The sequence below is a fragment of the Marinibacterium profundimaris genome, from assembly GCF_002210095.1.
Taxonomy (GTDB): domain Bacteria; phylum Pseudomonadota; class Alphaproteobacteria; order Rhodobacterales; family Rhodobacteraceae; genus Marinibacterium; species Marinibacterium profundimaris.
The window spans coordinates 339758-366552 of record NZ_AQQR01000001.1 but is presented as its reverse complement, the minus strand read 5'-3'; the positions used below and the strand labels follow the sequence as shown (position 1 = coordinate 366552).

The 26795-nt window shown below is 66.2% G+C and carries 24 protein-coding genes; 11 read left to right on the top strand and 13 right to left on the bottom strand.

Annotation, left to right across the window (positions count from 1 at the left end):
* Positions 1 to 35: 35 nt before the first annotated feature.
* The 7 genes from ATO3_RS01685 to ATO3_RS01655 form a co-directional block, all read right to left on the bottom strand.
* Complete coding sequence (locus ATO3_RS01685; protein ID WP_088648058.1) at positions 36 to 905, bottom strand: ATPase; 870 nt, start codon at positions 903 to 905, stop codon at positions 36 to 38.
* An 83-nt stretch (positions 906 to 988) separates the two neighbouring features.
* Positions 989 to 1705 carry a CDP-alcohol phosphatidyltransferase family protein gene (locus ATO3_RS01680; protein ID WP_088648057.1) on the bottom strand — a complete coding sequence of 239 codons (717 nt, stop codon included), beginning with the start codon at positions 1703 to 1705 and terminating at the stop codon, positions 989 to 991.
* Positions 1706 to 1950: 245 nt separating this feature from the next.
* A complete protein-coding gene (locus ATO3_RS01675) occupies positions 1951 to 3051 on the bottom strand; it encodes an outer membrane protein transport protein (protein WP_143747203.1) in 1101 nt (366 codons plus the stop codon).
* A 126-nt stretch (positions 3052 to 3177) separates the two neighbouring features.
* Positions 3178 to 4281: a hypothetical protein gene (locus ATO3_RS01670; RefSeq protein ID WP_088648055.1), complete on the bottom strand. Its 1104-nt coding sequence runs from the start codon at positions 4279 to 4281 to the stop codon at positions 3178 to 3180.
* 110 nt (positions 4282 to 4391) lie between these two features.
* A complete protein-coding gene (locus ATO3_RS01665) occupies positions 4392 to 5282 on the bottom strand; it encodes a DMT family transporter (protein WP_088648054.1) in 891 nt (296 codons plus the stop codon).
* 173 nt (positions 5283 to 5455) lie between these two features.
* The gene (gene guaA, locus ATO3_RS01660) at positions 5456 to 7012 is read right to left on the bottom strand and encodes a glutamine-hydrolyzing GMP synthase (protein WP_088648053.1); all 1557 of its coding nucleotides are present in this window, start codon (positions 7010 to 7012) and stop codon (positions 5456 to 5458) included.
* Positions 7013 to 7261: 249 nt separating this feature from the next.
* Positions 7262 to 7945, bottom strand: a complete 684-nt coding sequence (locus ATO3_RS01655) for a DUF2270 domain-containing protein (RefSeq protein ID WP_088648052.1) — start codon at positions 7943 to 7945, stop codon at positions 7262 to 7264.
* 343 nt (positions 7946 to 8288) lie between these two features.
* Between ATO3_RS01655 and ATO3_RS01650 the strand changes: the two genes are divergently transcribed.
* Entirely contained in the window at positions 8289 to 9833 is a 1545-nt protein-coding gene (locus ATO3_RS01650) for a trimethylamine methyltransferase family protein (RefSeq protein WP_088648051.1), read from the top strand.
* 189 nt (positions 9834 to 10022) lie between these two features.
* Here the strand turns inward: ATO3_RS01650 and ATO3_RS01645 are convergent, their stop codons facing one another.
* Complete coding sequence (locus tag ATO3_RS01645) at positions 10023 to 10334, bottom strand: DUF6477 family protein (RefSeq protein ID WP_088648050.1); 312 nt, start codon at positions 10332 to 10334, stop codon at positions 10023 to 10025.
* A 260-nt stretch (positions 10335 to 10594) separates the two neighbouring features.
* On the opposite strand from ATO3_RS01645, the gene ATO3_RS01640 reads away from it, so the two are divergent.
* The 3 genes from ATO3_RS01640 to ATO3_RS01630 all read left to right on the top strand — a co-directional run bounded on the left by ATO3_RS01640 (position 10595) and on the right by ATO3_RS01630 (position 13582).
* Positions 10595 to 11671, top strand: a complete 1077-nt coding sequence (locus ATO3_RS01640) for a DUF6456 domain-containing protein (protein ID WP_088648049.1) — start codon at positions 10595 to 10597, stop codon at positions 11669 to 11671.
* A 207-nt stretch (positions 11672 to 11878) separates the two neighbouring features.
* On the top strand, positions 11879 to 12829 hold the full coding sequence (gene lipA, locus ATO3_RS01635) for a lipoyl synthase (RefSeq protein WP_088648048.1): 951 nt from the start codon (positions 11879 to 11881) through the stop codon (positions 12827 to 12829).
* Between the two features lie 132 nt (positions 12830 to 12961).
* Positions 12962 to 13582, top strand: coding sequence for a LysE family translocator (locus ATO3_RS01630; protein ID WP_088648047.1), 621 nt, complete (start codon positions 12962 to 12964; stop codon positions 13580 to 13582).
* Here ATO3_RS01630 and ATO3_RS01625 read toward each other — a convergent pair.
* Together ATO3_RS01625 and hpt are read right to left on the bottom strand one after the other, a co-directional pair.
* Positions 13560 to 14450 carry a cytochrome c gene (locus ATO3_RS01625; protein ID WP_088648046.1) on the bottom strand — a complete coding sequence of 297 codons (891 nt, stop codon included), beginning with the start codon at positions 14448 to 14450 and terminating at the stop codon, positions 13560 to 13562. The two genes, ATO3_RS01630 and ATO3_RS01625, sit on opposite strands and share 23 nt — an antisense overlap.
* Positions 14451 to 14644: 194 nt before the next feature.
* Positions 14645 to 15184, bottom strand: coding sequence for a hypoxanthine phosphoribosyltransferase (gene hpt, locus ATO3_RS01620; protein ID WP_088648045.1), 540 nt, complete (start codon positions 15182 to 15184; stop codon positions 14645 to 14647).
* A gap of 97 nt (positions 15185 to 15281) precedes the next feature.
* Here hpt and ATO3_RS01615 point away from each other — a divergent pair, with 97 nt between their 5' ends.
* Positions 15282 to 15725, top strand: a complete 444-nt coding sequence (locus ATO3_RS01615) for a type II toxin-antitoxin system RatA family toxin (protein WP_088648044.1) — start codon at positions 15282 to 15284, stop codon at positions 15723 to 15725.
* A gap of 105 nt (positions 15726 to 15830) precedes the next feature.
* Positions 15831 to 17126 carry an MmgE/PrpD family protein gene (locus ATO3_RS01610; RefSeq protein WP_088648043.1) on the top strand — a complete coding sequence of 432 codons (1296 nt, stop codon included), beginning with the start codon at positions 15831 to 15833 and terminating at the stop codon, positions 17124 to 17126.
* On the opposite strand, the gene ATO3_RS01605 is transcribed toward ATO3_RS01610, so the two are convergent.
* From ATO3_RS01605 to ATO3_RS01595, 3 genes are read right to left on the bottom strand one after another with little or no spacing between them, the layout of a single operon-like run.
* Positions 17113 to 17586 carry a CinA family protein gene (locus tag ATO3_RS01605; RefSeq protein ID WP_088648042.1) on the bottom strand — a complete coding sequence of 158 codons (474 nt, stop codon included), beginning with the start codon at positions 17584 to 17586 and terminating at the stop codon, positions 17113 to 17115. The genes ATO3_RS01610 and ATO3_RS01605 overlap by 14 nt on opposite strands.
* On the bottom strand, positions 17583 to 18083 hold the full coding sequence (locus ATO3_RS01600; protein ID WP_088648041.1) for a phosphatidylglycerophosphatase A family protein: 501 nt from the start codon (positions 18081 to 18083) through the stop codon (positions 17583 to 17585). Before ATO3_RS01600 ends, ATO3_RS01605 begins: the two co-directional genes overlap by 4 nt.
* The gene (locus ATO3_RS01595) at positions 18080 to 19228 is read right to left on the bottom strand and encodes a bifunctional 2-C-methyl-D-erythritol 4-phosphate cytidylyltransferase/2-C-methyl-D-erythritol 2,4-cyclodiphosphate synthase (RefSeq protein WP_233151996.1); all 1149 of its coding nucleotides are present in this window, start codon (positions 19226 to 19228) and stop codon (positions 18080 to 18082) included. Before ATO3_RS01595 ends, ATO3_RS01600 begins: the two co-directional genes overlap by 4 nt.
* Before the next feature lie 235 nt (positions 19229 to 19463).
* On the opposite strand from ATO3_RS01595, the gene dusB reads away from it, so the two are divergent.
* From dusB to ntrX, 5 genes are all read left to right on the top strand, one after another.
* Positions 19464 to 20396: a tRNA dihydrouridine synthase DusB gene (gene dusB, locus ATO3_RS01590; protein WP_233152026.1), complete on the top strand. Its 933-nt coding sequence runs from the start codon at positions 19464 to 19466 to the stop codon at positions 20394 to 20396.
* On the top strand, positions 20393 to 21472 hold the full coding sequence (locus ATO3_RS01585) for a two-component system sensor histidine kinase NtrB (protein ID WP_088648038.1): 1080 nt from the start codon (positions 20393 to 20395) through the stop codon (positions 21470 to 21472). Before dusB ends, ATO3_RS01585 begins: the two co-directional genes overlap by 4 nt.
* A gap of 12 nt (positions 21473 to 21484) precedes the next feature.
* A complete protein-coding gene (locus ATO3_RS01580) occupies positions 21485 to 22852 on the top strand; it encodes a response regulator (RefSeq protein WP_088648037.1) in 1368 nt (455 codons plus the stop codon).
* 101 nt (positions 22853 to 22953) lie between these two features.
* Positions 22954 to 25221: a sensor histidine kinase NtrY-like gene (locus ATO3_RS01575; protein WP_088648036.1), complete on the top strand. Its 2268-nt coding sequence runs from the start codon at positions 22954 to 22956 to the stop codon at positions 25219 to 25221.
* Positions 25214 to 26626 (top strand): nitrogen assimilation response regulator NtrX, encoded by a 1413-nt coding sequence (gene ntrX / locus ATO3_RS01570; protein ID WP_088648035.1) that lies wholly within the window; start codon positions 25214 to 25216, stop codon positions 26624 to 26626. Before ATO3_RS01575 ends, ntrX begins: the two co-directional genes overlap by 8 nt.
* Positions 26627 to 26795: the final 169 nt, after the last annotated feature.

Genomic DNA, 26795 nt, shown 5'->3' with positions numbered 1-26795 from the left:
TTGGCAGGTCCTTGGACATTTCCGGAATGTCCCGCTTAGCCGCCAGATGCTTTCTTCTCAAGAGCGTCGGCGATCAACTCCTCGAATTGCGCCTCGCTGTGGATCCCCCGCACGTCGTCTGCTGAAACAGTGACCCCCCATTGCGCCATCGCGGCATAGCGCGGCTGGCGGTGGGCCAGGGCCTTGGCGTAGGTCCAGCGGATAAAGCTGTCGGGGTCGACCTTGTCCTCGGCGACCTCGAATTCCTTCAGATAGGCGGCCCACATCCGGGCCAGGAAATCGGGCTGGTAGGCCATCGGCTTGGGCGCGCGGTCGAAACGCCGGACAAGCTCTTCGGTATGCGCGTCGGACCCTTCGATCCAGATCATCAGGCATTGCTGCGACAATTCGGTCAGCAGCGGATCCTCGGGATCGTCGGGATCGACCCATTCGCAGATCGACCCGCCGGTGTCGCAGATGAAATTCGGATAGCCGTACAGCCGCTCGGCCCGCTCGATGAAATAGGCGGTGTCCATCAGCGCCTTGTACTCGGCCTGTTCGAACTGGTCCTGGCGGCGGCGGTATTCCTCGATCTCGACCCCGCCCTTGTCGGGATCGCCCGGCTTGCCCAGATAGGCGGCAACGGGCTTGAGGTTCTGGAAGGTGATGTTGGTGCCGATGTAGATGCTGTCGGTCATCAGCAGTTCCCGCAGGAACGGGACCTTCATCGCCTCGGCCTTGGCATTGTCGGCGATGTATTCGCCCATGTAACGGGTGCCGATGCGGTAATCGATGGAATAGTGGAACCAGTCGCCCTCGTCCCGCAGGATCTGGCTGAGGTGGGTTTTTCCCAGCCCGGACATGCCGTAAAGGAGGATCCGTTTATGCGAGGCGGCCCGCCATTCATCGGCGTTTTCGTAGATCATCGGTGCCTGTCTTTCCACTTCCAAGGTCGCGCGGGATGTCCTTTAGTATGGTACGACGCGCGAGGGAACCTGTCTGTTCCCGCTCAGCCGCGACGCTCGGGGATGACCTGTTGCGCGATGCCGGCGAAGACCAGGTAGACCGAGGTCACGACCAGCCCCCAATGCGCCCAGCTTTGCGGATGAAAATCGACCCAGGCCGCCCAGCCCGCAAAGAAGGTCCAGGCCAGAGCCATCGGCAGCGACACGGCGCGCCAGCGTTTCGTGCGCACCGGATGGATGAACTTCAGCGGCAGGAACATCGCGATCGCCAGGGCGCCGACCAGCGCCAGGATCACCCAGAAATCCGGCTTCAGCGCAAAGAGCACGATGACCAGCATGTTCCAGCAGCCCGGGAATCCGTGGAAGGAATTGTCATCCGTCTTCATCCGCGTATCGGCGAAATACATGGCCGAGGCGAAGGTCACCACGATGATCGCGGCCCAGCCCGTCCAGCCCGGCAGCAGGTCCGAGGAGAACAGCGCGAAGGCCGGGATGAAGACATAGGTGAGATAGTCGATGATCAGGTCCAGCAGCACCCCGTCGAAGCGCGGGGCGTTGGATTTCACGTCGTACTTGCGCGCCAGCGGCCCGTCGATCCCGTCCACGGCAAAGGCCACAACAAGCCAGAGGAACATGATCGACCATTGCGCCTGCACGGCCGCAAGCATGGCCAGCATGGCAAAGACCGCTCCGGTGGCGGTCAGCAGGTGGACGAAAAGCGCCCGCTTGCGCGGCGCCCCGGGGAGCTCTGTCACTGTCATGATCCCGTCATGCGCGATTCTGCAGCAAAGCGCAAATAGCGCTCCGGGACCATGTGTCGACCATGCACGCGGCCCGCGGGGCCGGCCGCAGCCTCTGCGTGACGCCTGTCACAGGAGGGGACCCCGGCAGGCCGGATCCGGTACGCGCGGGCAGGGGTGGACGGCCGATTGCCGAGGGGTGCGCTTGAATGGCCCGGATCGCCGCATTGCCGCGACCCGGTTTTCGCGTTCCGTGCGCAGAGGGCTCAGAAATTGTACCCGATCCGGATGCCCGCACCGATCGCGGTATTGTCGGTGAAGGACGAGGTGGCGAAGGGGTCCCGCGACACCACCGTTTCGGCATCGCCGATCCACGACATGTTCACGCCGCCCGAGATCGAGATCCGGTCCTGGGTGTATTTCACCCCCACCAGCACCCCGAAGAGCCCGTCATGCGGCCCGAGGTTGGTGGTGTAGCCGCCATTGCTCGGCTCGTAGCTGAGCGCGATGGTGCCCGACCAGTTTTCGTTGAATTTCCGTCCGACACCAATGGTATAGGTGGTGTAGTCGCCGTTGTAGTAGAGGATCGGCAGGCCAACGATGCTTTCGTAGACCGGCGGGTTCAGGGTGAAATCGCCCCAGTTGACCCAGCGCGCCGAACCGAAGAGCAGCGTGTTCTCGTTGATGCCCGTCTGCAGGTCCAGGTTGACCGCCTGCGGTGTCTCGAAGCTGGTCGGATTGCTCGTGTTGCCGGTCACCGCAGTGAATTCGTTGGCCTCGGTGTCGTGCTCGACCTTCGAGAAATAGGTCAGCGCCACGCGCAGCCCGATCTCGGGCCGCTCATAGGCCGCGCCAAGCAGGTAGCCGAAGCCGACATCACTGGGGCTCGATCCCCGGTAACCCGCGAGGCTGGGGATCGACACCTCGGCCGAGACCTCCTGCGCGCGCAGGCCGGCATGCAGGCTGATGCCATTGTCGAACTTGTAGCGCAGGATGCCGGTGATCGCGTTGCTGTCGAAGCTCGCCGTCGATCCGGCAAAGGGATAGCCGGTGCCGGTCGGGTAGTCGACATCCGCGCCATAGGGCTGATCGAAGATGACCGCCAGGCTCACCCGGTCGTTGATGTCGGTCTTGTAGGCCGCTCCGAACCGCAGGTATTGCCCGGCCATGTCCCCAGAGCCGATACCAAGGGCCGAGCCCGACACGCTCGGGTAGACTGACCCGAATGACAGTTCCGCATAGGATCCCGTCTCGCCGCCGGTTTCGAACAATGGCGTGATGACCTGACCGGTCCTGTCGATCCCGCCCGCCTGAGCGATGGACGCAGACAACACCCCTGCCGAAGCAAGTACCAGTAAACGTTGCATGATTTCCTCCCAGTTGACGGAAGGAAATATCAGGTCAACTTGACGTCAGGCAAGCGTGACCACAGGGCAGTTTTCGCTTGACGTCGAGGAAGCTGCGTGCAGAGGGCCGGCGTCCGACGGGCGGGCCTAGAAATTGTAGCCGATCTTCAGCCCGACCCCGATCGAGGTGTTGTTCTCGTAGGTGGCCGCCGTGACCACCGGTGCCCGGGTCACCAGCGTCTGGGCATCGCCGATCCACGACATGTTCACCCCGCCCGACACCACGAGCGGACCGTTGGTGTATTCCGCGCCCAGCGTCACGCCGAAGATCCCGTCGAACGGTCCGAGATCCGGGGAATAGCCTCCTGCCTGCGGCTCGTAGGTCAGCGCCACGGAGGCGGCCCATTGATCCGTGAGCGCGCGGCCCAGGCCCAGCGTGTAGGTGGTGTAATTGCCGTTGTAGGCGGCCAGCGGGATGCCTGCGAGCGCGTCGAACAGCGGCGGCGCGATGGTGAAATCCGCCCAGTTGACCCATCGGACCGACCCGAACAGCAGCGTGTCCTCGGCGATGCCGGTCTGGGCGTCCAGGTTCACCGCCTCGGGCATTACCTGTTCATAGGGCGAGACCACGGCGCCGGTGACAGAGGAATTCTCGGTCACCTCGAAATCATGGGTGGTGGAGGAGAAATAGGTGAGCGCCACGCGCAGCGCGATCTCGGGGCGTTCATAGGCCGCGCCGACCAGGTAGCCGAAGGCCGTGGTCGACGGCGCCGAGGCGGAGTAATCCGAAATGATCGGAAACAGCACGTCGGCGCTGACCCACTGGGCGCGCAGCCCGCCGTAAACGCTGACCCCGCCGTCGAAATCGTATTTCAGGATCGCGCTCAGGGCCGAACTGTCGAGCGCCGCGTGCGAGCCTTCGAACGGGTAGCCGGTGCCGATGTCGTAGTCCACCGCCGCGCCCCAGGGCTGATCGTAGATCAGCGCGACGCTGATGCGGTCGTTGATATCGGTCTTGAAGGCAAAGCCGGGCATCACGAAGTCCGTTGCCACGCCACCGGTCGCGAAGCCCATGTAAGAGCCGGACACATCGGGATAGACGGAGCCGAAGGACAGCTCGGCATAGGATCCGGTTGCGCCGCCCTCTTCGAAGATCGCGAGGATGCTCTGCCCGGAGCGGTCGACGCCGCCGGCCTGGGCGATGGACGCAAGGCAGAGACCCGCCGAAGCAAGTAGCAGAACACGGTACATGAATTTCTCCTGGATGTCGTCTTGGCTGTGTCAGGTTTGCCTGAGGGACAGGTGACCAGAAGGCGGGCAAAACCAAGGCGTTTCAGTGATGTAAGCGCCTAAATTGTCACTTATGTTGCGGTTCGGCCCGCGCGCGCCCGCCGTTCTGCCAGGAGGTTGATGTAGTTGCCCGCGAAGATCACGATCGCCCCCACGAAGACCCAGGCGTCCAGCGGCTCCTGGTAGAGCAGCATGCCGACGATGGCGATGGTGGGCACCCGGGCGAAGTCGATCGGGATCACGAAGGTGGCCGGCGCGATGGCCAGTGCGTTGGCGACGCAGAAATGCGCCATCAGCCCGGCCAGCGCCACCAGGACGACCCAGGGCGCGGTGGCGGCGTCGGGCAGGGCGATGTCCCCGTCGAAGCCGGCGGCGACCACGCCCATCACCAGCTGCATCACCGTCAGCCAGAACAGGATGCAGCCGATCGTGGCGCTGCGGGTCAGCCGCTTGGTGAAGATCGTGGTGAAGGCGAAACAGACGGCCGCCGAGGCCGCGCAGATCACCCCGGCGTTCAGCGATTCCGCCCCCGGGCGCACGACGATCAGGATCCCGGCAAAGCCCATCGCCGCCGCCAGGCTGCGCACCAGCGTCAGCCTCTCGCCCAGAAGCAGCGGAGACAGCAGCAGGACCCAGATCGGCTGGGTGAATTCCAGCGCAAAGACCTGGGCCAGCGGGATCACGGTCACGGCGAAGAACCACAGGTTCTGCCCGGTGAAATGCGCCAGGTTGCGCATCAGGTGCACCCCAAGCTTGTCGGTCGTGACACCTTTCCAACCGCCCGAGAGCGTCAGCACCAGCGACACGACCAGCACGCCGACGCCCGAGCGGTACATCATCAGCTCGAACGTATCGAGCTGCACGCTGACCTCGCGTCCGGCGACGGCCATCGAGGAAAAGCACGCGATCGCGCCAAGCATCCAGACGGCGGCGCGTCCGGGTCTGTCGGGTGTCTGGGTCATGCGCTCCTCCGTCGCGCGGGAGAGGGCGCGGAATTCACGGAAAGGTCAAGGGCCTGGCGGCCCGGCTGCGATGCGGAAAGACCAACGCCGTCCGGGGGCGGACGGCGCGGGTGTGTCGGCGTGTGGATGTCCTCGTGCTCAGGCGGCTGGCCCTTGGGACAGCGGTGCCCGGGTCATTCCCACTCGATTGTGCCCGGAGGTTTCGAGGTGATGTCGTAGGTCACGCGGTTGATCCCCTGGACCTCGTTGATGATGCGCGTGGCGGTCTCGCCCAGGAAATCGTGGGAGAAGGGGTAGTAATCCGCCGTCATCCCGTCGACCGAGGTCACCGCCCGCAGCGCACAGGCGTAATCATAGGTCCGCCCGTCGCCCATCACGCCCACGGTCCGCACCGGCAGCAGCGCCGCGAAGGCCTGCCAGATCTCGTCGTAAAGACCGTGCTTGCGGATCTGGTCGATATAGACGGCATCGGCCTTGCGCAGGATTTCCAGCTTGTCGCGGGTGATCGCGCCGGGGCAGCGGATCGCCAGGCCGGGGCCGGGGAAGGGGTGACGGCCGATGAAATGATCCGGCAGGCCCAGCTCGCGCCCCAGGGCGCGGACCTCGTCCTTGAACAGCTCGCGCAGGGGTTCGACCAGCTTCAGGCCCATCTTTTCGGGCAGGCCGCCGACATTGTGGTGCGACTTGATCGTGACCGAGGGACCGCCCGCGAAGGAGACCGATTCGATCACATCCGGGTACAATGTGCCCTGCGCCAGGAAGGAAACATCGCCGATTTGATTCGCATTTGACTCGAAAACTTCGATGAAGAGGCGTCCGATCGTCTTACGCTTTGTTTCCGGATCGGAAACATTCTCGAGCGCGTTTATGAAGCGATCCTGCTCCTGCGCGTGGATCAGGGCCATGTTGTAATGGTCCCGGAACATGGTCACGACCTCTTCGGCCTCGCCCTGCCGCAGCAACCCGTGGTCGACGAAGACGCAGGTCAGCTGATCGCCGATCGCCTCGTGGATCAGCACCGCCGCGACAGAGCTGTCGACCCCGCCGGACAATGCGCAAATCACCTTCTTGTCGCCGACCTGCTCGCGGATCTTCTGCACCGCTTCCTCGCGGTAGGCGCCCATGGTCCAGTCGCCCTTGAAGCCGGCGAGCCGGACGAAATTCGCGTAAAGCCCGGCGCCGCGCGGGGTGTGGTGCACCTCGGGGTGGAACTGCACCGCGAAGAAGTTGCGCGACGTGTCGGCGGTGATCGCGAAGGGCGCGTGGGGCGAGGTGCCGAAGACCTCGAAGCCCGGCGCGATGCGGCTGACATGGTCGCCGTGGCTCATCCAGACCTGTTCGGGGCCCTCGTCGAACCAGCCTTCCAGCAGCTCCAGCCGGTCGTCCTTGGGCGTGACGAAGGCGCGTCCGAATTCGGCGGTGCCGTGGCCGCGTTCGACGTGGCCGCCCAGCATGTGCATCATGACCTGCTGGCCATAGCAGATGCCCAGGACCGGCACGCCCAGGGTAAACACCTCTTCAGGCGGCCGCGGTGCGCCCTCGGCGAAGACCGAGGCGGGGCCGCCCGAGAGGATGACCGCCTTGGGGGCGAACTCCGTCAGGAAGGCGGCATCGACCGAGTTGAAGGGATGGATTTCGCAATAGACGTTCAGCTCCCGCAGGCGCCGCGCGATCAGCTGCGTCACCTGGCTGCCGAAGTCGATGATGAGAAGGCGATCATGTGAGGTCATGTGCCAGCCTTTAGGCAAGCCGCGGGATCGGCGCAAGACGCTTGGCGCGTCCGGCCTGCGGTCCGGTGGTCGCGGCCCGGAGATTCAGCGCGCCGTCAGCGCGGCGAAGGTGGCGCCGGCGATCCGGATGGCAAGGGTCCGGAAGATCGCGGGCGATGCGCGGCAGAGCCACAAGGCTCCGCCAGGTGACACGGCGCCGGTGTTGCCAGGCCGTCAGCCTGATCGGGCGGATCCAGGGGCTCCTGCCAGTCAGCCCATCGAATCATCCCGCCTTCGCCCGCGCGCCTTCGACCGGCGCTGATCGTCGAGCCAGCTCCACAGGGCGATGCCGCTCCAGCTGAGGATGTAGATGGCGCCGATGAGTGCAATGACCTCGCCGGGGACGGGGCCCGCATCGGCACGGGTCAGCACGGTGTCGAGCGTCTCGGCAGGCTCGGGGTGGACGGTGATCTTGCCGACATAGGCCAGGCTCTGGATCAGCAGGATCCAGAGATAGTTGCGCCGGATGCGGCGCCCGATCGCGACCATGAGCGGCACGTGATAGCGCGGGCGCAGGTAGTCGTTGGCCAGAACGGTCTGCCAGTTCTCCTCCAGGTGCAGGTCGCCCTCGGTCAGCATGGGCGCGTAGAAATGTGTTTCCAGCCAACGGGCCCGGGCGCGCCAGACGTTGAAATAGCGGTAGCGGCGGGCCTCCAGGATCAGGAAGAAGACGATCAGCACGCCGACCAGGACCAGCGGGATGGGCGAGGCGTCGGGGCTGGCGAAGGAGATCGAGAGCGCAACGCCGAGCGTCACCACGGCCCAGTTGGTGGTGGTGTCGAGGCGGGTGCGCCAGATCGTGCTGCGATACACCTCGCCCCGGTAGAGATGGGCGATGGCGCCGATCTCGGACGAACTGAAGGTCTTGCGCGTACTGGGATCCGGCGCGGTCATGCGTGTCTTTCCCGGCGGCATTGGGCCGCCCTCCGAAAGCATAGGGTGCCGCGTGCCGTCGGGTCAAACTGGACCGCAATACTCCGATTGCGGGTCCAGGCGCGGGTGTCTCATGCGCCACGCGTTCCGGCAGCGGCGTCGCGGCGCGTCCGGGTCTGGGGTCCGGGATCAGGGAAACTTGACGCGCGCGCCTTTACATAGGGGTAATACCTCCTGTGACAGGATGCGATGTCGTTTTCGCGACGGACATGACGCTAATGCGAGGCGACGGGGCGCCTGCTCCGGTTAGACAAACAGAGAACCGGGCCCGATCGGGGCCCGCGGCAAGATGAGGTGCGGGATCATGTCGGACACGGGAGCGCGGCGCAGGGGCAGGGGCGGTGGCGGTGCGGCCCGACGGGCGGAACGGACCGCCGTCCGGATCGAGACCGCGCGCTATATCGAACGCAATATCCCCAATTTCGAGATTCTGACCGAAGAGGCGCTGGAGATCATCGAGGCCAATGCCGAAACGGTCCTGGCCGAGGTCGGTGTGAATTTCGTCAACAACCCTGCCGCGCTGGAGCGCTGGCGCGAGGCCGGCGCCGACGTGGAGGGCGAGCGCGTGCGCATTCCCCGCGGACTGGCGCGTCAGCTGTGCGCAACCGCGCCGCAAAGCTTCACGCAGCATGCGCGCAATCCGGAAAAGAACGTGGTCATCGGCGGCAAGGGTCTGGTCTTTGCCCCGGTCTACGGCCCGCCCTTCGTGCGCGATGCGACCGGCGGACGGCGCTATGCCACGATGGAGGATTTCCGCACCTTCGTGAAGCTGGGCTACATGTCCAAGTGGCTGCACCATTCCGGCGGTACCGTGTGCGAACCGACCGACCTGCCGGTGAACAAGCGTCACCTCGACATGCTGCTGGCGCATATGACCCTGTCGGACAAGCCCTTCATGGGCTCGGTCACCGAACCGTCACGCGCGCAGGACAGCGTGGAGATGTGCGAGGTGCTCTTCGGTCGCGATTTCGTGCAGCAGAACACGGTGATGACCTCGCTCATCAACATCAACTCGCCGCTGACCTTCGACGACGTGATGATGGGCGCGCTCGAGGTCTATGCAAAGAACAACCAGGCGTGCATCGTCTCGCCCTTCATCGTGGGCGGGGCCATGGCGCCGGTCTCGGTCGCGGGCACGCTGACCCAGGTGCTGGCCGAAGTGCTGGCCGGTATCGCCTATTCGCAGCTGGTGAGGCCGGGCGCCCCGGTGATCTTCGGGGCCTTCGTGACATCGATCGACATGAATTCGGGCGCGCCCACCTTCGGCACGCCGGAGGCGAGCCATATCCTTTATGGCGCCGGGCAGCTGGCGCGGCGGATGAACCTGCCGTTCCGCTCGGGCGGGTCGCTGTGCGGGTCGAAACTGCCCGACGCACAGGCGGCCTATGAAACCGCGAACACGCTGAACACGGCTTTGATGGGCGGGGTGAACTTCATGCTGCATGCCTGCGGCTGGCTCGAGGGCGGGCTGGTCAGCTCTTTCGAGAAGTTCGTGATGGATGCCGATCAGTTGGGCGCGCTGCACAAGCTGGCCGAAGGCATCGCGGTCGATGAGAACGCCCAGGCGATGGATGCGATTCGCGAAGTCGGGCCGGGCGGTCACTACCTGGGCTGCGCCCATACCCAGGCCAATTTCAAGAGCGCGTTCTGGCGGAGCGAGCTTCTGGATTACAAGCCGTTCGAGACCTGGGACGAAGCGGGCGCGCGCGATACCCAGATGCTGGCGACCGATCGGGTGGCCAAGCTGCTGGAGACCTACCAGCAGCCGCAGCTGGACCCGGCGATTGCCGAGGCGCTGGACGCCTACGTGGCCGAGAAGAAGGCCGCGATGCCCGACGCCTTCATGTAAGGCGCGGGCACGTTAGGCGGCAAGTACCTGGGCGCCTTAGTGCGCCCGGCACGATCGGTGAGCCCCGGACCGGGGCGGTGGATGCCGGCCGTGAGGCGGCCGGCCCGGGGCGGTGACGAAGACCGGCATCCGCGGTGAGCGGAAGCCCGGCGTGGCAGACCCGGGCCCTGGCAATATCGCCGTCGAGGATCACAGCACCCCGTCGAGCGTCTCGCCCGACTGGGCCGACCGGATCAGCCGCGCCTCTCCCATCATGGCGATCAGCACGTCGATGTGACGGATAAGCGAATAGGCCGTGTCGCCCGTGCGGCGCTGGCCGTCGAGCTCGCTTTCGATATCCATCAGCTTCATCAGCGCCGGCGCCGGCCTGGGCAATGTGCCGTATCCCAGCAGCCGCTGCAGGTGCCGGTCGCGCCGGTACTCGGCCGCGCCGCTGCGGGCGGCACGCACCAAAAGCCGGGGGCGGCGAAGGGCGGTAACCATGCTCAGAAGGTCATGCATCTGTCGTCTCCTGTTGTCGGGCCGGTGGTGGCCTTGTGGATAAGCTTTACACAACCTGAGCGGGTGTTGCGGGGTTCGCTTTACCTGCGAACGGTCGTTTTATCTCTGTTTATCATTTAGATACAATGCTGAACGATGTCGGAAGGTGTTAACTTCCGCGAAAGGATTTTCACCTCTAGGTTGTGGATATCCATGAGGATAACCTTGGGACATCGAAACGAATGGACATGACGAACGGACCACGGAGACCGAACGACAGGATGACCAGCCTACCCGGTTGGGTGTCGTCCGGTGTCCGCCATTACCTGGCACATACCGAGGTAGGCCGTCCGATCCGCGACCTTGCCCGGCACGAAGGCGTGCATGCCTCGACAGTGCTGCGGCAGATCCGGAAGGTCGAACACCGGCGGGATGACCCGCTGGTCGATGCCGCGCTGGCGGCGCTGGCCCAGGCCGTGCGGCTTGGGCCGCGGGACCTGAGACTTGACGAAGAAGGGACACCGGGTCTGGCCGATCCGCGCCGGCTGCATGACGAGGCGCGGCGCGTGCTGGGCCGGATGTGCGAAACCGGCGCGGTGCTGGCCGTGGCCGACGACATGGACAAGGCCGTCGTCGTGCGCGACGCCGAGGCCGGCACGGGCATGCGCACCGCCGTGGTGGATCGCGAGATCGCCGGCGCCCTGGCGCTGAACGACTGGATCGCGGGCACCGGGCGCGGCCGGGTGCGGCGTTACATGATCACGGCGGCCGGGCGCACGGCGCTGAATTCCATGCTCGCCGACACGGCGAACCGCGCGCGCAACGCGCTGGAGACCGGATTTGCCGAGGCGCCACAGGACTTTGCGGGGCCGCGCCGGGCCGACCCCTTCGAGCCTGACGCGCGCAGCCGACGGGTGCGCTATGGCGCGGTGGAAAGCCCGCTGGTGGCGCTGTCGCGGCGGCGCGACAAGGACGGGAAACCGTTCCTGGGCGATGACCTGGTGCGCGCGGGCGAACGGCTGCGCGAGGATTTCGAACTGGCCCAGATCGGCCCGCAGGTCACCCAGGACTGGGACGCCTTGCTGGCGGCCGGCGTGGACCGTCCCGCGCCGGGCCCGCGCGGCGGCGGCAACGGACCCGAAGCGGCCTGGGCCCGGGTGCAGGAGGCCCTGTCGGAACTGGGCCCGGGGCTGAGCGACGTGGCGCTGCGCTGCTGTTGCATGCTCGAAGGGCTTGAGACGGCCGAGAAACGCATGGGATGGTCGGCGCGGTCGGGCAAGATCGTGCTGCGGATCGCGCTGCAAAGGCTCAAACGGCATTATGCGGGGCCGACCGCCCGGGACTACCTGATCGGCTGATCCCGCGGGGTGGACAGGTCAATGGGGGCGCTGCCCCCGTCCGCCGGGGCGGACTCCCCCGGAGGTATTTTTTCCAAGAAGAAGACCAGGAAGACGTCCGGGCTGTCGGGGGCGAAGGGCTGCATAGCGGCCATGCGTCACTGGCGGTAACCCGAGGTGTGCATTATGGTAGTGTCTGACGCCTGTGAAGGCGGAGGAGTCAAAGACATGCGCGACCTGAAAATTCCCGACCAGCGCCACCCCGAGAAGGCGCACCGCCCGGACAATGCCCAACCCCGCAAGCCGGCCTGGATCCGCGTGAAGGCGCCGGTCGGGCAGGGCTACAAGGACACCGCGAAGATCATGCGGGAGAATCGCCTGACCACGGTCTGCGAGGAAGCCGGCTGCCCGAACGTGGGCGAATGCTGGAACCAGGGCCACGCGACCATGATGATCATGGGCGAAATCTGTACCCGCGGCTGTACCTTCTGCAACGTGGCCACCGGCCGGCCCGAGACGCTCGACGTGTTCGAACCGGGGCGGGTCGCCCATGCGGTCGAGAAGCTGGGGCTGAACCATGTGGTCATCACCTCGGTCGACCGCGACGACCTGGAAGATGGCGGCGCCGATCATTTCGCCCAGACCATCCGCGCCATCCGTCATCGCGCGCCCGGGACCACGATCGAGATCCTGACCCCGGATTTTCTGAAATGCGCGCCCGAGGTTCTTGAGATCGTCGTCGAGGCGAAGCCGGATGTCTTCAACCACAACCTCGAAACCGTGCCGGGGCTTTATACCTCGGTCCGGCCGGGGGCGCGGTATTTCCATTCACTGCGTCTGCTGCAGCGCGTGAAAGAGATGGATCCGACGATCTTCACCAAATCCGGCATCATGGTCGGCCTGGGCGAGGAGCGTCCGCAGGTGCACCAGGTGATGGACGACATGCGCGCGGCGGATGTGGATTTCCTGACCATCGGCCAGTACCTGCAGCCGACGCCGAAACACCATGCGGTGGATCGTTTCGTCACGCCGGAAGAATTCGCCGCCTACGAGAAAACCGCCTTCGGCAAGGGGTTCCTGATGGTCTCGGCCACGCCGCTGACCCGGTCGTCCTACCATGCCGGGGACGATTTCGAACGGCTGCGCGCGGCGCGGCTGGCCCGGCTGGGCACCGCCTGAGAGCGCATGTCGTCGCTGGCCCTCGGCCGCGCACCCCGCACAAGGCAGAGGGTCGGGAGACGACCTGCATCTTGCCCGCGCGGCAACCGGCATTTATTGCGCGTGTGACCGGCACTTGCTACGCCTTGTTGCGTGTTCGAATTTGCCCTTGCCGTTCTCTTTCTGATCATCACGCCCGGGCCGGGGGTCTTGTCGGCCGCCGGGGTCGGATCGGGATTCGGCTATCGCGCAGGGCTGGCCTATGTCGGCGGGCTCTTCGTCGGGAATGCGCTGGTCTCGGGGCTGGTGATCTCGGGCGTGGCCGCGGTGGTTCTGGCGGTGCCGGGGCTGCGGGGCGTCCTGGTCTTCGCCTCCACCGCCTACCTTCTCTACCTGGCTCTGAAAATCGCGCTGGCGGGATCGAAGATCGCCTTTATCCATGCAGACCGCGCGCCGGGCTTCTGGAACGGGCTCGCGCTGCAGCCGATCAATCCGAAGGCCTATGTCGTGTCGTCGACGCTGTTCTTCGGCTTTCCCTTCCTGCCGCAGGCGCCGGGGACGGAGGTTCTGGTCAAGCTCCTGATTTTCAATGCGCTCTGGATCCCGATCCACCTGGCCTGGCTTTGGGCCGGGGTGACGCTGCGGCGGCTGGAGCTGGATCCAGGGATCCAGCGCGGGATCAACATCGCCATGGCACTGGCGATGCTGATGGTTGTCGGGCTGGCGCTTTATGCGCAGCTGTCCGGGCCGCTTACGGCGCCGGCAGAGCCTTGAGATAGGCCGCGATGGCGGCGCGATCCTCGGCCGGGATCCGGGCCAGGTTGGCCACCACCTGCGCCATGTCACCGCCAGCGCTGTCGTAATCCGGGGTGAAGCCGCTTTCGAGGTAATAGGCGATGTCGCTTTCCGACCAGTCGAGCTGACCAGGGGTGATGCCGGGAATGCGGCCCTGTCCCGTAGGGTTAGGCGCGCCGGTCAGCCAGGCCTTGCGGTCCAGCCCGCCGGTCACGTCGCGCGGCGTGTGGCATTCGGCGCAATGGCCCATCGCCTCGACAAGGTAGCGGCCGCGTTCGACCTGGGGCGTCGCGGCATCGGTCAGCACCCAATCCGCGTCGAGGTTGAGCCATTTCCACAGCGCGAGGCCGCGGCGCAGGGTGAAGGGGAAGCTCAGCTCGTGCTCTGGTGCCACCGTGTCCGAGGCGGGCAGGGTGTCGAGATAGGCCTTCAGGTCCACGACGTCCTGCGGCGTCATGCGGGTGTAGGTGGTGTAAGGGAAGGCCGGGTAATAATTGGCGCCGCCGGGGGATGTGCCTTTCACCATGGCATTTGCGAGGTCGACCTCGGTCCAGCCGGCGATGCCGGCCTCGGACGGGGTGATGTTGGGGGCCACGAAGGTGCCGAAGGGGCTTTCGATTCGATAGCCGCCCGACAGCACCGGCGGCGCGCCGGGCTCATCGGCTTCGGCGGCCGGGTCAGTGTGGCAGGAGGCGCAGCCGGAGGCGTGGAAGACCAGTGCGCCATTCTCGGGGTCGGGCGTTAGTCCGGAGTAAACGCCGGGGTCTACGCGCTGGGGTCTTGTGACGAAGGCCGCGGCGCCGACGATCAGCCCCAGGATGAGCGTCCAGCGAAGAAGTGTAATCATGTCAAACTCTTGTTGGCTTGCAATGGCGAACTGGAGCGACCCTTTCCGGTGTCCCTTCGGTCAGCATAAACCTACAGGGTCCGGGCAGGGAACCGGGCGGACGGGTACTTCGCGATTGTGATGGCTGTCGGACGGAACAGCCCGGCGCGGGAAGGGATGACGGTAAAGACGGGGCAAAAAGTTGGGCGAATCGCCTATTCGGTGAACCGGACCGAGCCGATATGGGCGAGGTTCCGGTTGTGCTGGGCAAAGTCGATGCCGTAGCCCACGACGAACTTGTCCGGGATTTCGAACCCGATCCAGTCGGCGCGGAAATCCACCTCGCGGCGCGAGGGCTTGTCGAGAAGGGCGATGGACATCAGCCGCGCCGGCAGGCGCGAGCGCAGCAGGTTCATCACGTGATTCAGCGTGTGCCCGGTGTCGACGATATCCTCGACCACAAGCACATCGCGCCCTTCGATCTGGCCGCGCAGGTCCTTGATGATGCGGACCTCACGGCTTGATTCCATGGCATCGCCATAGGACGATACTTCGAGGAAATCGACCTCGACCGGCAGGCCAAGCTCGCGCACCAGATCGGCGATGAAGATGAACGAGCCGCGCAAAAGCCCGACCACCACCAGCTTTTGCGTGCCGGCATAGGTGGTTTCGATCTCTTTCGCCAATGCCTCGATCCGGGCGGCAATCGCCTTGGCCGAGATCATTTCGTCAATCACGTAAGCCCGGTCGGTCATTCCGCCCCCTTGATCTTTCGTCCTGAGCATACGACATCACGCGCCACTGTCACCCGTGAGAGTGCCGCAACCTGATGACGAGGCCGAGCCTGTAACCATGCCGAAACATTCGGAAACCCGGAGCCTGCCCTATACGGCGCAGCAGATGTACGACCTGGTGGCGGATGTCGAGGCCTATCCGCAATTCCTGCCCTGGTGCGCCGCCGCGCGCATCCGGTCGCGTGATCGTGAAGGCACGGTCGAGGTCATGGAGGCGGATCTGGTCATCAGCTTCAAGGTGTTCCGCGAGAAGTTCGGCAGCCGCGTGACGCTGATGCCCGAGGACATGAAGATCGACACCGAATACCTGGACGGGCCGTTCAAGTACATGAAGTCGAACTGGGCCTTCGCCGATGCCGGCGAGGGCTGCGAGGTGTCCTTCCACGTGGATTTCGAGTTCCGCAACGCGGTGCTGCAGCGGCTGATCGGGGTGGTCTTCAACGAGGCGATGCTGCGGATCGTGCGCGCCTTCGAGCGGCGGGCCCAGGAACTCTACGGCTGAGGACGGACAGCCGGCGCTGCCACGCGCGGCGGCGCCCTGGATCCTGGGCGGCTGATGACGCGCTTGGCGCTTCCGCCCCTGGGCGCGGCGGATTACGCTTTGCCCATGACTCGCATCGTTCCGCCCCTGGCCCGCTTCGCCGTTTCCGCGACCCCCTCTGCCGACGCTCTTGATGTCGCCTGTCTGAGCGCGCTCGACTGGCTCGCCGTGGGCCTTGCCGGGACCGGCGAAGAGGTCGCCGTGCTGCTGAGAGGCATGCTGGCCGAGGAAGCCGGGCAGGGGGCGGCCCACGGGTTCGGCTATGGTCACGGGCTGCCGCCGCGCGATGCGGCCTGGCTGAACGGCGCGACCTCTCATGCGCTGGATTACGACGACACCCATTTCGCCAATATCGGTCATCCGTCCGTTGCCGTCTTTCCCGCCGCGCTGGCCGTGGGCGAGGCGCATTGCGCACAGCTGTCGCAGGTGATCGAGGCGGCGCTGGTGGGCATGGAACTGTCGATCCGCGTCGGTCTGTGGCTGGGGCGCGATCATTACCAGGTGGGCTTTCACCAGACCGCCACGGCCGGGGCCTTCGGCGCTTGTGCGGCGGCCGGGCGGCTGCTGGGTCTGGACGAGGGCGCCATGGCGCAGGCGCTGGGTCTGGCCGCGACGCAGGCGGCGGGGCTGAAGGCGCAGTTCGGGACCATGGGCAAGCCGCTGAACGCCGGGCTGGCGGCACGCTGCGGGGTGGAAAGCGCGCAGCTGGTGGCGCGGGGCTTTACCTCGGATCCGCTTGCGCTGGACGGGCCCTTCGGCTTTGGCGCCACGCATCACGGGCAGGAACAGCACGGCCCGGCGCTGGAGGGGCTGGGCGAGACCTGGATCTTCGAAAGCGTCAGCCACAAGTTCCACGCCTGCTGCCACGGGCTTCATGCCGCGCTTGAGGCCCTGCGCGAGGTCGACGTGGCCGCGCCCGAGATCGCCGATCTGATCGTGCACACCCATCCGCGCTGGATGTCGGTCTGCAACCAGCCGGCGCCGGACACCGGGCTGGGCGCAAAGTTCAGCTACCGCGTGGCGCTGGCCATGGCGGCCACGGGCCACGACACGGCGAAGCTTGAGAGCTTCTCGGGCGCGACCTGTGCCGATCCCCGCGTGATCGAACTGCGCGACCGGATCCGGGTGCAGGAGGATGCCGGCCTGTCCGAGATGCAGGCGCGGCTGGAGGTGGTGCTGAAGAATGGCCACCGGATGGAGGCCGCGCATGACCTTGACGCGCCGCTGCCGATCGAGGCGCGGCGCGACCGGATCCTGTCCAAGGCCGGGGCGCTGCTGGGCGAGGAGAGGCTGACGCCTCTGCGCCGGGCGATCGAGGGGGATGTCGCGGCGGCGGAGCTGGGTGCGCTTATCGCGGGCTGAGCGCCGAGGCGAGCAGCGCCAGAGCGTGATCCCGTGCCGCTTCGCGCACCTTGGCCCGGCCCAGGGCGCCGAACTCAACGGTTTCCGCCTGCACCGGCTGGTCCTTCACGGCGAGGCCGAAACAGACCCGGCCCTCGGGCTTGAACTCGGACCCGCCGGGGCCGGCGATGCCGGTGATCGACACGGCCAGCCGCGCCTGGGACCGCATCAGCGCGCCCATCGCCATCTCGGCCGCGACATCCTCGGACACCGCGCCATGGGTGGCCAGCGTGCCCGGCTGCACGCCAAGCATGTCCTGCTTGGCCGCGTTGGAATAGGTGACGAAGCCCCGGTCCACCACGTCGGAGGAGCCGGGCACCTCGGTCAGCGCCGCCACGACCATGCCGCCGGTGCAGCTTTCGGCGGTGGCGATCATCACGCCGGCCTCGCGCGCGGCCTGAAGAAGCTCTGTCACGGTCATAGGCCAAGGATCCCATGCGCCAGCCCGGCAAGCAACAGGGTGCCGGCGCCGGCGGCGATCCCGGCGAACAGGTCGTCCATCATTACGCCCGAGGCGCCTCCGCGCCGGTCGGCCCAGCCGATGGGGCCGGGTTTCAGGATGTCGAAGAACCGAAACAGCACGAAGGCCGAGATCCAGCCTGGCCAGAGCGCGGCGATCTCGATCCCGTGCAGCCAGGCCGGGCAGGAGATCGCCCAAAGCGCGAGCCACTGGCCGGCGACCTCGTCGATGACGATCTCGGGCGGATCCTTGATCCGGTCTTCGCCAACCATCACCGACGATGCCCAGTAGCCGCCGACGGCCGCCAGCAGCGTCGCCCCGGCAAGCAACGGGAAGCCGCCCCAGACATGCAGCGCCCAGGCCAGCGGCAGCGCCGCCAGCGACGCCCAGGTGCCGGGCGCGGGCTTGAGGTATCCCAGCCCGCCGACGGTGGCGATCAGCCGTGCCAATTGTCTCATGTGCGCACCAGCGTCGCGGTGGCGAGCGCCGCGATACCTTCTTCCCGACCGGTGAAGCCCAGCCTCTCGGAGGTGGTTGCCTTGACCGAGATCCGGTCGACCCCGACCCCCATGATCCCGGCCATCACCGTGCGCATCTCCTGCGCATGGGGGCCGATCTTGGGCCTTTCGCAGATCAGCGTGCAATCGGCATGGGTGATGGTGAAGCCGTGTTCGGCGGCCAGGTTCACCGCGTGGCGCAGGAAGATGTGGCTTTCGGCGCCCTTCCACTGCGGATCCGTCGGCGGAAAATGCTGCCCGATGTCGCCCATCGCCAACGCGCCGTAGATCGCGTCGGTCACCGCATGCATTCCGACATCGGCATCCGAATGCCCCTGCAGCCCGCGGCCGTGGGGCAGGCGCACCCCGCAAAGTGTCACGTGATCGCCCGGTCCGAAGCGATGCACGTCGAACCCGTTGCCCGTGCGAATATCCATGTGACCTTCCAGCAGTTTACAGGCCCGCGCGAAATCTTCGGGCCGCGTGACCTTCATGTTGCGCTCTTCGCCCGGAACGATCCGGACGTCCAGTCCCGCGGCGCGGGCGACCTCCACGTCATCGGCCGCCTCGGCAGGGTGGGTGCGATGCGCCGCGCGGATCGCGGCAAAGTGGAAGCCCTGGGGCGTCTGTGCACGAAACAATCCTGCGCGCTCCCGGGTTCCCGTCACCCGCCCTTCCGCCCCGGTCCAGAGCGCATCCGTCACCTCGAGCGCGGGCGCCGCGCCCTGTGCCGTGTCCAGCGCCTGCGCCACCGCGGCGATCAGCGCCGGGCTCACGCAGGGCCGCGCCGCGTCGTGGATCAGCACCCGGTCCGGCGGGCCGTCGGGGCCGACCGCCAGCGCATCGAGACCCGCCTTCACCGAACCCGACCGGCTGGCACCGCCCGTGGCCACCAGGTGACCTGCCTTGCGAAAGGCCTTGGCCTCGCCCATGTCGTCGGGATGCAGCACCAGGCAGATCCGCCCGACACGATCCGACGCGGCGAAGGCGGCCAGCGTATGGTCGATCACCCGGCGCCCGGCCAGGTCGCGCCATTGCTTCGGAACGCCGCCGCCCGCGCGGGTGCCGCGTCCGGCAGCGACGATCAGCGCGGCACATTTGGTCACGTCAGGCCCTCCATTCCGGCCGACCGCGTTCATAGGCCCAGCCGGGCTATGACGCAATCTTCACATTCCGGTGCTCAAATTTAGGGCATAGCTTCGAAAGCGGGCAGCTGGAGGCGCGTGAAACATTGAGCGTTTCCCGTAATCTCTATAGCAGGGGAAAACGTGCACAAGGTTTAATCAAGTGACCGTTCTCAACGCAGGCAAGCCATTGTCACCACCTGTCTTTCTCGCTCCGATGGCGGGAATCACGGATCGTCCGTTTCGCGACCTGGTCGCGCGCTTCGGCGCGGGGCTGGTGGTGAGTGAAATGGTCGCAAGCCAGGAGATGGTCCAGGCCAAGGCGGCGATGCGCGAACGCGCCGAACTGGGCATGAACGTGGAGAACACGGCCGTGCAGATCGCCGGGCGCGAGGCGCACTGGATGGCCGAGGCGGCGCGCTGGCTGGAAGGCTCGGGCGCCGTGATGATCGATATCAACATGGGCTGCCCGGCAAAGCGGGTGACCAACGGCTATTCCGGCTCGGCCCTGCTGAAGACGCCCGACCACGCGCTGCGCCTGATCGAGGCGGTTGTCGAGGCCGTGGCGGTGCCGGTCACGCTGAAGACGCGGCTGGGCTGGGACGATGACCTGCGCAACGCGCCGCAGCTCGCGGCCCGGGCCGAGGCGGCGGGCGTGAAGATGGTCACGATCCATGGCCGTACACGGTGCCAGTTCTACAAGGGCCGCGCCGACTGGGCGGCCATCGCCGAGGTGGTCGAGGCGGTCTCTGTCCCAGTCATCGCCAATGGCGACATCACCGGATCCGACACTGCGCGCCAGGCGCTGACGGCGTCCGGCGCCGCCGGGGTCATGATCGGCCGCGGCGCGCAAGGCCAGCCCTGGCTGCTGGCGCAAATTGCTCACAACCTGTTCGGGGCCCTGGCCCCGGACATCCCTGAAGGATCCCGACTTTTGGACATGGTTTCAGAACATTACGAAGCGATGCTGGATTTCTACGGGCCAGAGCTGGGGGTGCGCGTAGCGCGCAAGCACCTGGGCTGGTACATGGATCATGCCGGAACCGCTGACGCCGCGGCGCGGCGGGCCGTGCTGACGGCAAAGGATCCGGCCGAAGTGCTGCGCCTGCTGGGGCGGGCGCTGACCCCCGAAGACCAGGTGGCGGCATGAGCCAGGACGCGGAAATCTGGGCCTCGCTCCCGCTGCCGGCCTTCCTCATCGATCCCGATGACCGGATCGAGGACATCAACTCGGCCGCCGAAGGCTTCCTGAACGCGTCCTCCAAGGCGGTGAAGGGTACGCCTGTCTGGGACCAGGTGATGATCGACGCGCCGATCGAAGAGGCGTTCGACCGCGCGCGGCTGAACGGCACGCCGCTTTTCGTCAACGACATCGACGTGGGCTCCGGCAACAAGGCGCCGCTGCAATGCGCGCTGCAGATCGCGCCGCTGGTCGGGCGGCCGGGTTTCATGCTGCTGCTGATCTCGCCGCGCGAGCTTGCCGGTCGCATGACCCAGAGCCATTCGGTGAAATCCGCTGCCAAATCCGCGATCGGCATGGCCGAGATGCTGGCGCACGAGATCAAGAACCCGCTGGCGGGCATCACCGGGGCCGCGCAGCTTCTCAGCATGAACCTTTCCCCGGAAGACCTTGAATTAACGGACTTAATCGTCACCGAAAGCCGGCGCATCGTGAAGCTGCTGGAACAGGTCGAACAGTTCGGCAACCTCAGCGCTCCGGATTTCCGACCTGTCAACATCCACGACGTGCTGGACCGCGCGCGCCGGTCCGCGTTGCTGGGCTTCGGGGCGAACATGAAGATCATCGAGGATTACGACCCGTCGCTGCCGATGGCCTACGGCGACCCCGACCAGTTGCTGCAGGTGGTGCTGAACCTGCTCAAGAACGCCTCGGAGGCGGCCGATCCCAAGGGCGGCACGATCCGCATCCACAGCTACTTCGAACATTCCTTCCGCCTGCGGCGCTCGGACGGCTCGGGCCAGTCGCTGCCGCTGCAGGTGGAGATCATAGACGACGGGCCCGGCCTGCCCGACAAGATCAAGGCCGACATCTTCGATCCCTTCGTGTCGGGCCGCGAGAACGGCACAGGCCTCGGGCTCGCGCTGGTGTCCAAGATCATTTCCGATCACGACGGCTGGATTTCGGTCACCTCGGTGCCCGGCAAGACGGTCTTTCGCATATCCCTGCCGCGCGTTCCCCGCGAACTGCGTGAACAGCAAAACTAGGAGTACAGCCCCATGGACGGCACCGTCCTTGTCGCAGATGACGACCGCACCATCCGCACCGTTCTGACCCAGGCCCTGACCCGGGCCGGATGCAAGGTTCACGCGACATCCTCGCTGACCACGCTGATGCGATGGGTGGGCGAGGGCAAAGGCGACGTGGTGATTTCGGACGTGGTCATGCCGGATGGCAACGGCCTGGAAATGCTGCCGAAAATCGCCCAGGACCGGCCGGGGCTGCCGGTCATCGTGATCTCGGCCCAGAACACGATCATGACCGCGATCCAGGCGGCCGAGGCAGAAGCCTACGATTACCTGCCCAAGCCCTTCGACCTGCCGGACCTGATGAAACGCACCGCGCGGGCGCTGGAGCTGAAGCGCCGCACCCCGACCGAGCCGCGCGCCGAGATCGTCGACCGGCCGGACGAGCTTCCTCTGGTGGGGCGCACGCAGGTGATGCAATCGCTCTACCGACTGGTGGCGCGGGTGATGAACACCGATCTGCCGGTGCTGATCTGCGGCGAAAGCGGGACGGGCAAGTCCTTGATCGCGCGGGCGATTCACGACTTCAGCGATCGCCGGACCATGCCCTTCATCACCGTCACGGGCGCTGATCTGCGCGACCTCGAAGGTCCGGCACGGGTGCTTGCGCGGGTCAAGGGCGGTACGCTTCTGATCGACGAGATCGGCGATGTCGAGGACGAGATCCAGGCCCGCATCGTGCGCATGATGGATTCGCCCGGCGATCACGCGCCGCGGTTCATGGCGACCTCGCAGCATGACCTGTCCGGGGCGATGGACGCCGGCAAGATGCGCCAGGACCTGTATTATCGCCTGTCGGGCGCCACGATTCACGTGCCGGCGGTGCGCGAGCGGGTCGACGACATCCCGCTTTTGGCCGAACATTTCCTGGCCCGGGCCGAACGCGAGGGCGCGCCCAAACGCGTCCTGTCCGAAGAGGCGGCCGAACTGTTCCGCGCCTATTCTTGGCCCGGCAACGTGCGTCAGCTGGAAAACGCTGTGCGCCGCCTTGTCCTGACCTCGCGGGCCGAGGAAATCGCCCGCTCCGAGGTCGAGGTGGTCCTGGGCGCCCAGCCCGAGATGGAGCCCGCGCTTGGCGGCAACAACACCGAGAAACTTTCGGCCGCCGTGGCCCGCCACCTGCGCCGCTATTTCGATCTGCACGGCAACCTGCTGCCGCCTCCGGGCCTTTACGCGCGCATCCTGCGCGAGGTCGAACTGCCGCTGATCGAGATCGCGCTGGATGCGACCGGCGGAAACCAGGCGAAATGCGCGGATCTTCTGGGGATCAACCGAAATACCCTGAGAAAGAAGATCACGGATCTGGATATACAGGTGACACGCCGGCGCAAACTGATGTAAAACCGACACAGATCGTGGCGGTCCGGTGTCACCACCGGAAAAAGACCACGACATATGGCGGTTGTCGCCAGAGGCGGCACATCAACTCGTGAGGGCAGCGGGTGGCAACCCGGTCACACAGAACTCTGGCAACGCTCGGCCGCTGGAGCCGGGCGCGTCGAACACAGAACGCGGCCACCCTTGGGCTGGTGGTGCTGGGGCCTGTCCTGGCACTGGCCACCTACCTTGTGCTGGGCCCCATGGACGAGGGCGCCTCGTCCCCGGCCTTGCGGGCGATCCTGCTGGCCGATCTCGTCTATATCATCGTCGTCGCGGCGCTGGTCCTGGGCCAGGTCGGGCGGCTGGTTGCCGCGCGGCGGGCGCGCTCCGCCGGGTCGCGGCTGCACCTGCGGCTGACGGCGGCCTTCGCGCTGTTGGCGCTGATCCCCACCGTGACCGTCGCGATCTTTGCCGGGCTGACGGTGAATATCGGGCTCGAAGGCTGGTTTTCGGATCGGGTGCGGCAGGTGGTGGGCTCATCTCTGGCCGCGGCCGAAGCCTACGAGGCCGAACACCGCGAAGACCTGGCGCAGGATGCCATGGCGCTGGCCGATTTCCTGGATCGCGCCCGCCGGTCCACGGCCTTCATGATCGACGGGGAACTGCGCGCCGTGCTGACCAACGGGCAGGCGCAGATCCAGCGCGGCCTGCGCGAGGCCTATGTGATCGACGGCACCGGAGAGATCCGCGCGCGCGGCGAACGCTCTTACCTCTTCAACTTCGAGATGCCGAGCGACGCGCAGTTCATCGAGGCCTCGGAAGAGGGGATTTCGGTCATCGAGGATTGGGACAACAACGAATTCCGCGCGCTTATCCCGCTGACGGCCTTCGTGGACCGGTTCCTGTACATCAGCCGCGACGTGGATGGCGAGATCCTGAACCTTCTGGACGAGACGCAGGAGACGGTTCGTCTGTATCAGCAGCTTGAAAACGAACGGGGCAGGGTGCTTTTTGAATTCGGGCTGCTGTACCTGGGTTTTGCCCTGATCCTGATCCTGGCGGCGGTCTGGGCCGGTCTGTGGTTCGCCGAACGCCTGTCCCGGCCGGTCGGGCGGCTGACCGGGGCGGCACAACGCGTCGGTTCGGGCGACCTGGACGTGCGCGTCCCGGAAGAGCGCGGCGACGACGAGATCGCCATGCTGGGCCGATATTTCAACCAGATGACGCGCCAGCTGAAGGCTCAGCGCCAGACCCTGCTGGACAACACCCGCCAGATCGAGGAACGGCGGCGCATGTTCGATTCCGTGCTGAGTTCCGTGACCTCCGGGGTCGTGGGGCTGGATCCGCGCGGGCGCGTGACCTTCGTGAACCGCTCGGCCGAACGGCTGCTGGACTGGTCGGGAGACGAGCAATCGCTGGCCCTGTCGGTGGCCGTTCCGGAATTCGGTGCGCTCTTCGAAGAACTGTGCAAGGGCCCGAAGGAGGTCACGCAGGGCGAGGTCAAGGTGGTGCGTCAGAACGGGCAGGAGAATCTTCTGGTCCGCATGGCCACGCGGCGCGCGGGCGATGGCGGGCTTGAAGGCTACGTGGTGGCCTTCGATGATGTCACCGATCTGGTCTCGGCCCAGCGGATGGCCGCCTGGGGCGACGTGGCCCGCCGCATCGCGCATGAAATCAAGAACCCGCTGACCCCGATCCAGCTGTCGGCAGAGCGGATCAAGCGCAAGTTTTCGCCCATTGTCGGGGAAGAGGCCGCGCGGCTGGAATCCATGACCGACGTGATCGTGCGCCAGACCAACGACCTGCGCCGGATCGTCGACGAATTCTCGAAATTTGCGCGGATGCCGGAACCCGACCGGCAGGCCGCCGACCTGGTGCAGGCGGTGCGCGACGTGGTGATCCTGCAGCAGGCGGGGCAGCCCGATGTGGTCATCCGTTCGGATCTGCCGCAGGAGGCGCTGTTGGCCGAATTCGATGGCACGATGATCTCGCAGGCGTTGACGAACCTTATCAAGAACGCCGGAGAAGCGATTGAATCTCATCTGAAAAAAGGTGGCAGCGTGACCCCGGAAATTCGCGTGACGCTGAAATCCGAAGGGCCCTTTGCCCGGCTGACGATCGCTGATAACGGCATCGGCCTGCCAGAAGACCGTGCGCGGCTCTTCGAGCCATACGTGACCACCCGCGACGAAGGCACGGGCCTTGGCCTGCCCATCGTGAAGAAGATTATCGAAGACCATGGCGGCGCATTGAGTCTTCAGGACGCCCCGTCGTTTGACGGGTCGGACCATGTCGGCGCCATGGCGGTGATCCGGTTGCCCCTGGGCACCGGGGTCGCCGCATCCCAGACAAAAGCCCAACAGGAAGAAGAGGCGACCCTAGATGAGTGACATTCTGATCGTAGACGACGAGCGGGACATCCGTGAACTGGTGTCCGACATCCTCGAAGACGAAGGCTATTCCACGCGCAAGGCCGGCACCTCGGACGAGGCGATGGCCCAGATCAACGCCGAGGCGCCCGCGCTGCTGGTGCTGGACATCTGGCTGAAGGACAGCCGGATGGACGGGATCGACATCCTCAAGACGGTCAAGCGCGACAATCCGGATGTGCCGGTGGTCATCATATCGGGCCATGGCAACATCGAGATCGCGGTCGCCGCGATCAAGCAGGGCGCCTATGACTTCATCGAGAAGCCGTTCAACATCGACCAGCTGCTGGTGGTGATCCGCCGCGCGATGGAAGCGTCGCGGCTGCGGCGCGAGAATTCGTCGCTGAAGCGGCGCGAGGTGACCAGCGCCGAGATGATCGGCAAGTCCGGCGCCTTCCGCGGGTTGGTGAGCCAGCTGGACAAGGTGACGAAATCCAATGGCCGCGTGATGCTGACCGGCCCGGCCGGCAGCGGCAAGGAGATCGCCGCGCGCTACATCCACGCCAATTCGAACCGCGCCGGGGCGCCCTTCGTCTCGGTCAGCTGTGCCTCGATCGCGCCGGAGCGTATGGAAGAGGTGCTGTTCGGCCGCGAAACGGCGGATCGCGGCGTCGAACCCGGCCTGCTGGAAGAAGCGCATGGCGGCGTCGTCTATTTCGACGAGGTCGCGGACATGCCGCTGGGCACGCAATCCAAGATCCTGCGCGTGCTGGTCGATCAGCAATTCCAGCGCGTCGGCGGCACCGACAAGGTGCGGGTGGACCTGCGCGTGATCTCCTCGACCAACCGGGATCTGGAAACCGAGATCGCCACCGGCACCTTCCGGCAAGAGCTGTACCATCGTCTGAACGTGGTGCCGATCGCGGTGCCCTCGCTGGAGGAACGGCGCGAGGATATCCCGGTGCTGGCCGAGCATTTCATCGCCTCGTGCAACCAGACCCAGGGTTTGCCGCTGCGCGAACTGACCGAAGAGGCGGTGGCGCTGATGCAGACCATGGTCTGGCCGGGCAACGTGCGGCAGCTGAAGAACCTGGTGGAACGGGTGCTGATCCTGGGCGAGGGCACCGGCCCGATCGAGGCGCGCGAATTGCCCGAAGAGGGCGAGAAGGGCGGCGAGGAAGGCCGGCTGGTCATGTCCGGCGCGCTGGCGGCGCTGCCCCTGCGCGAGGCGCGCGAAGCCTTCGAGCGCGAATACCTGCTGACCCAGATCAACCGTTTCGGCGGCAACATCTCGCGGACCGCGGCCTTCGTCGGGATGGAGCGGTCGGCCCTGCACCGCAAGCTGAAGTCGCTGGGCGTGGTCACCACCAACAAGGCCGGGGCCCGCGTGGCTCACGTGGACGAAGCGCAGGAAGCGGCGGAGTAAGCTCCGCCGCGCGGGAGGGCCGGGGGCCCTCCGGACCGGGGTGTCAGCCCGGTCGGTCTGCCAATCGGTCTGCCAGGATGACGGGCCGCATGTCCGCCGGGTCCGGGTCTTTGCCCGTTCCGACGCCAGCCCATCGGACCGTTGCGTCAGACACCGGCGGGTGACAGTC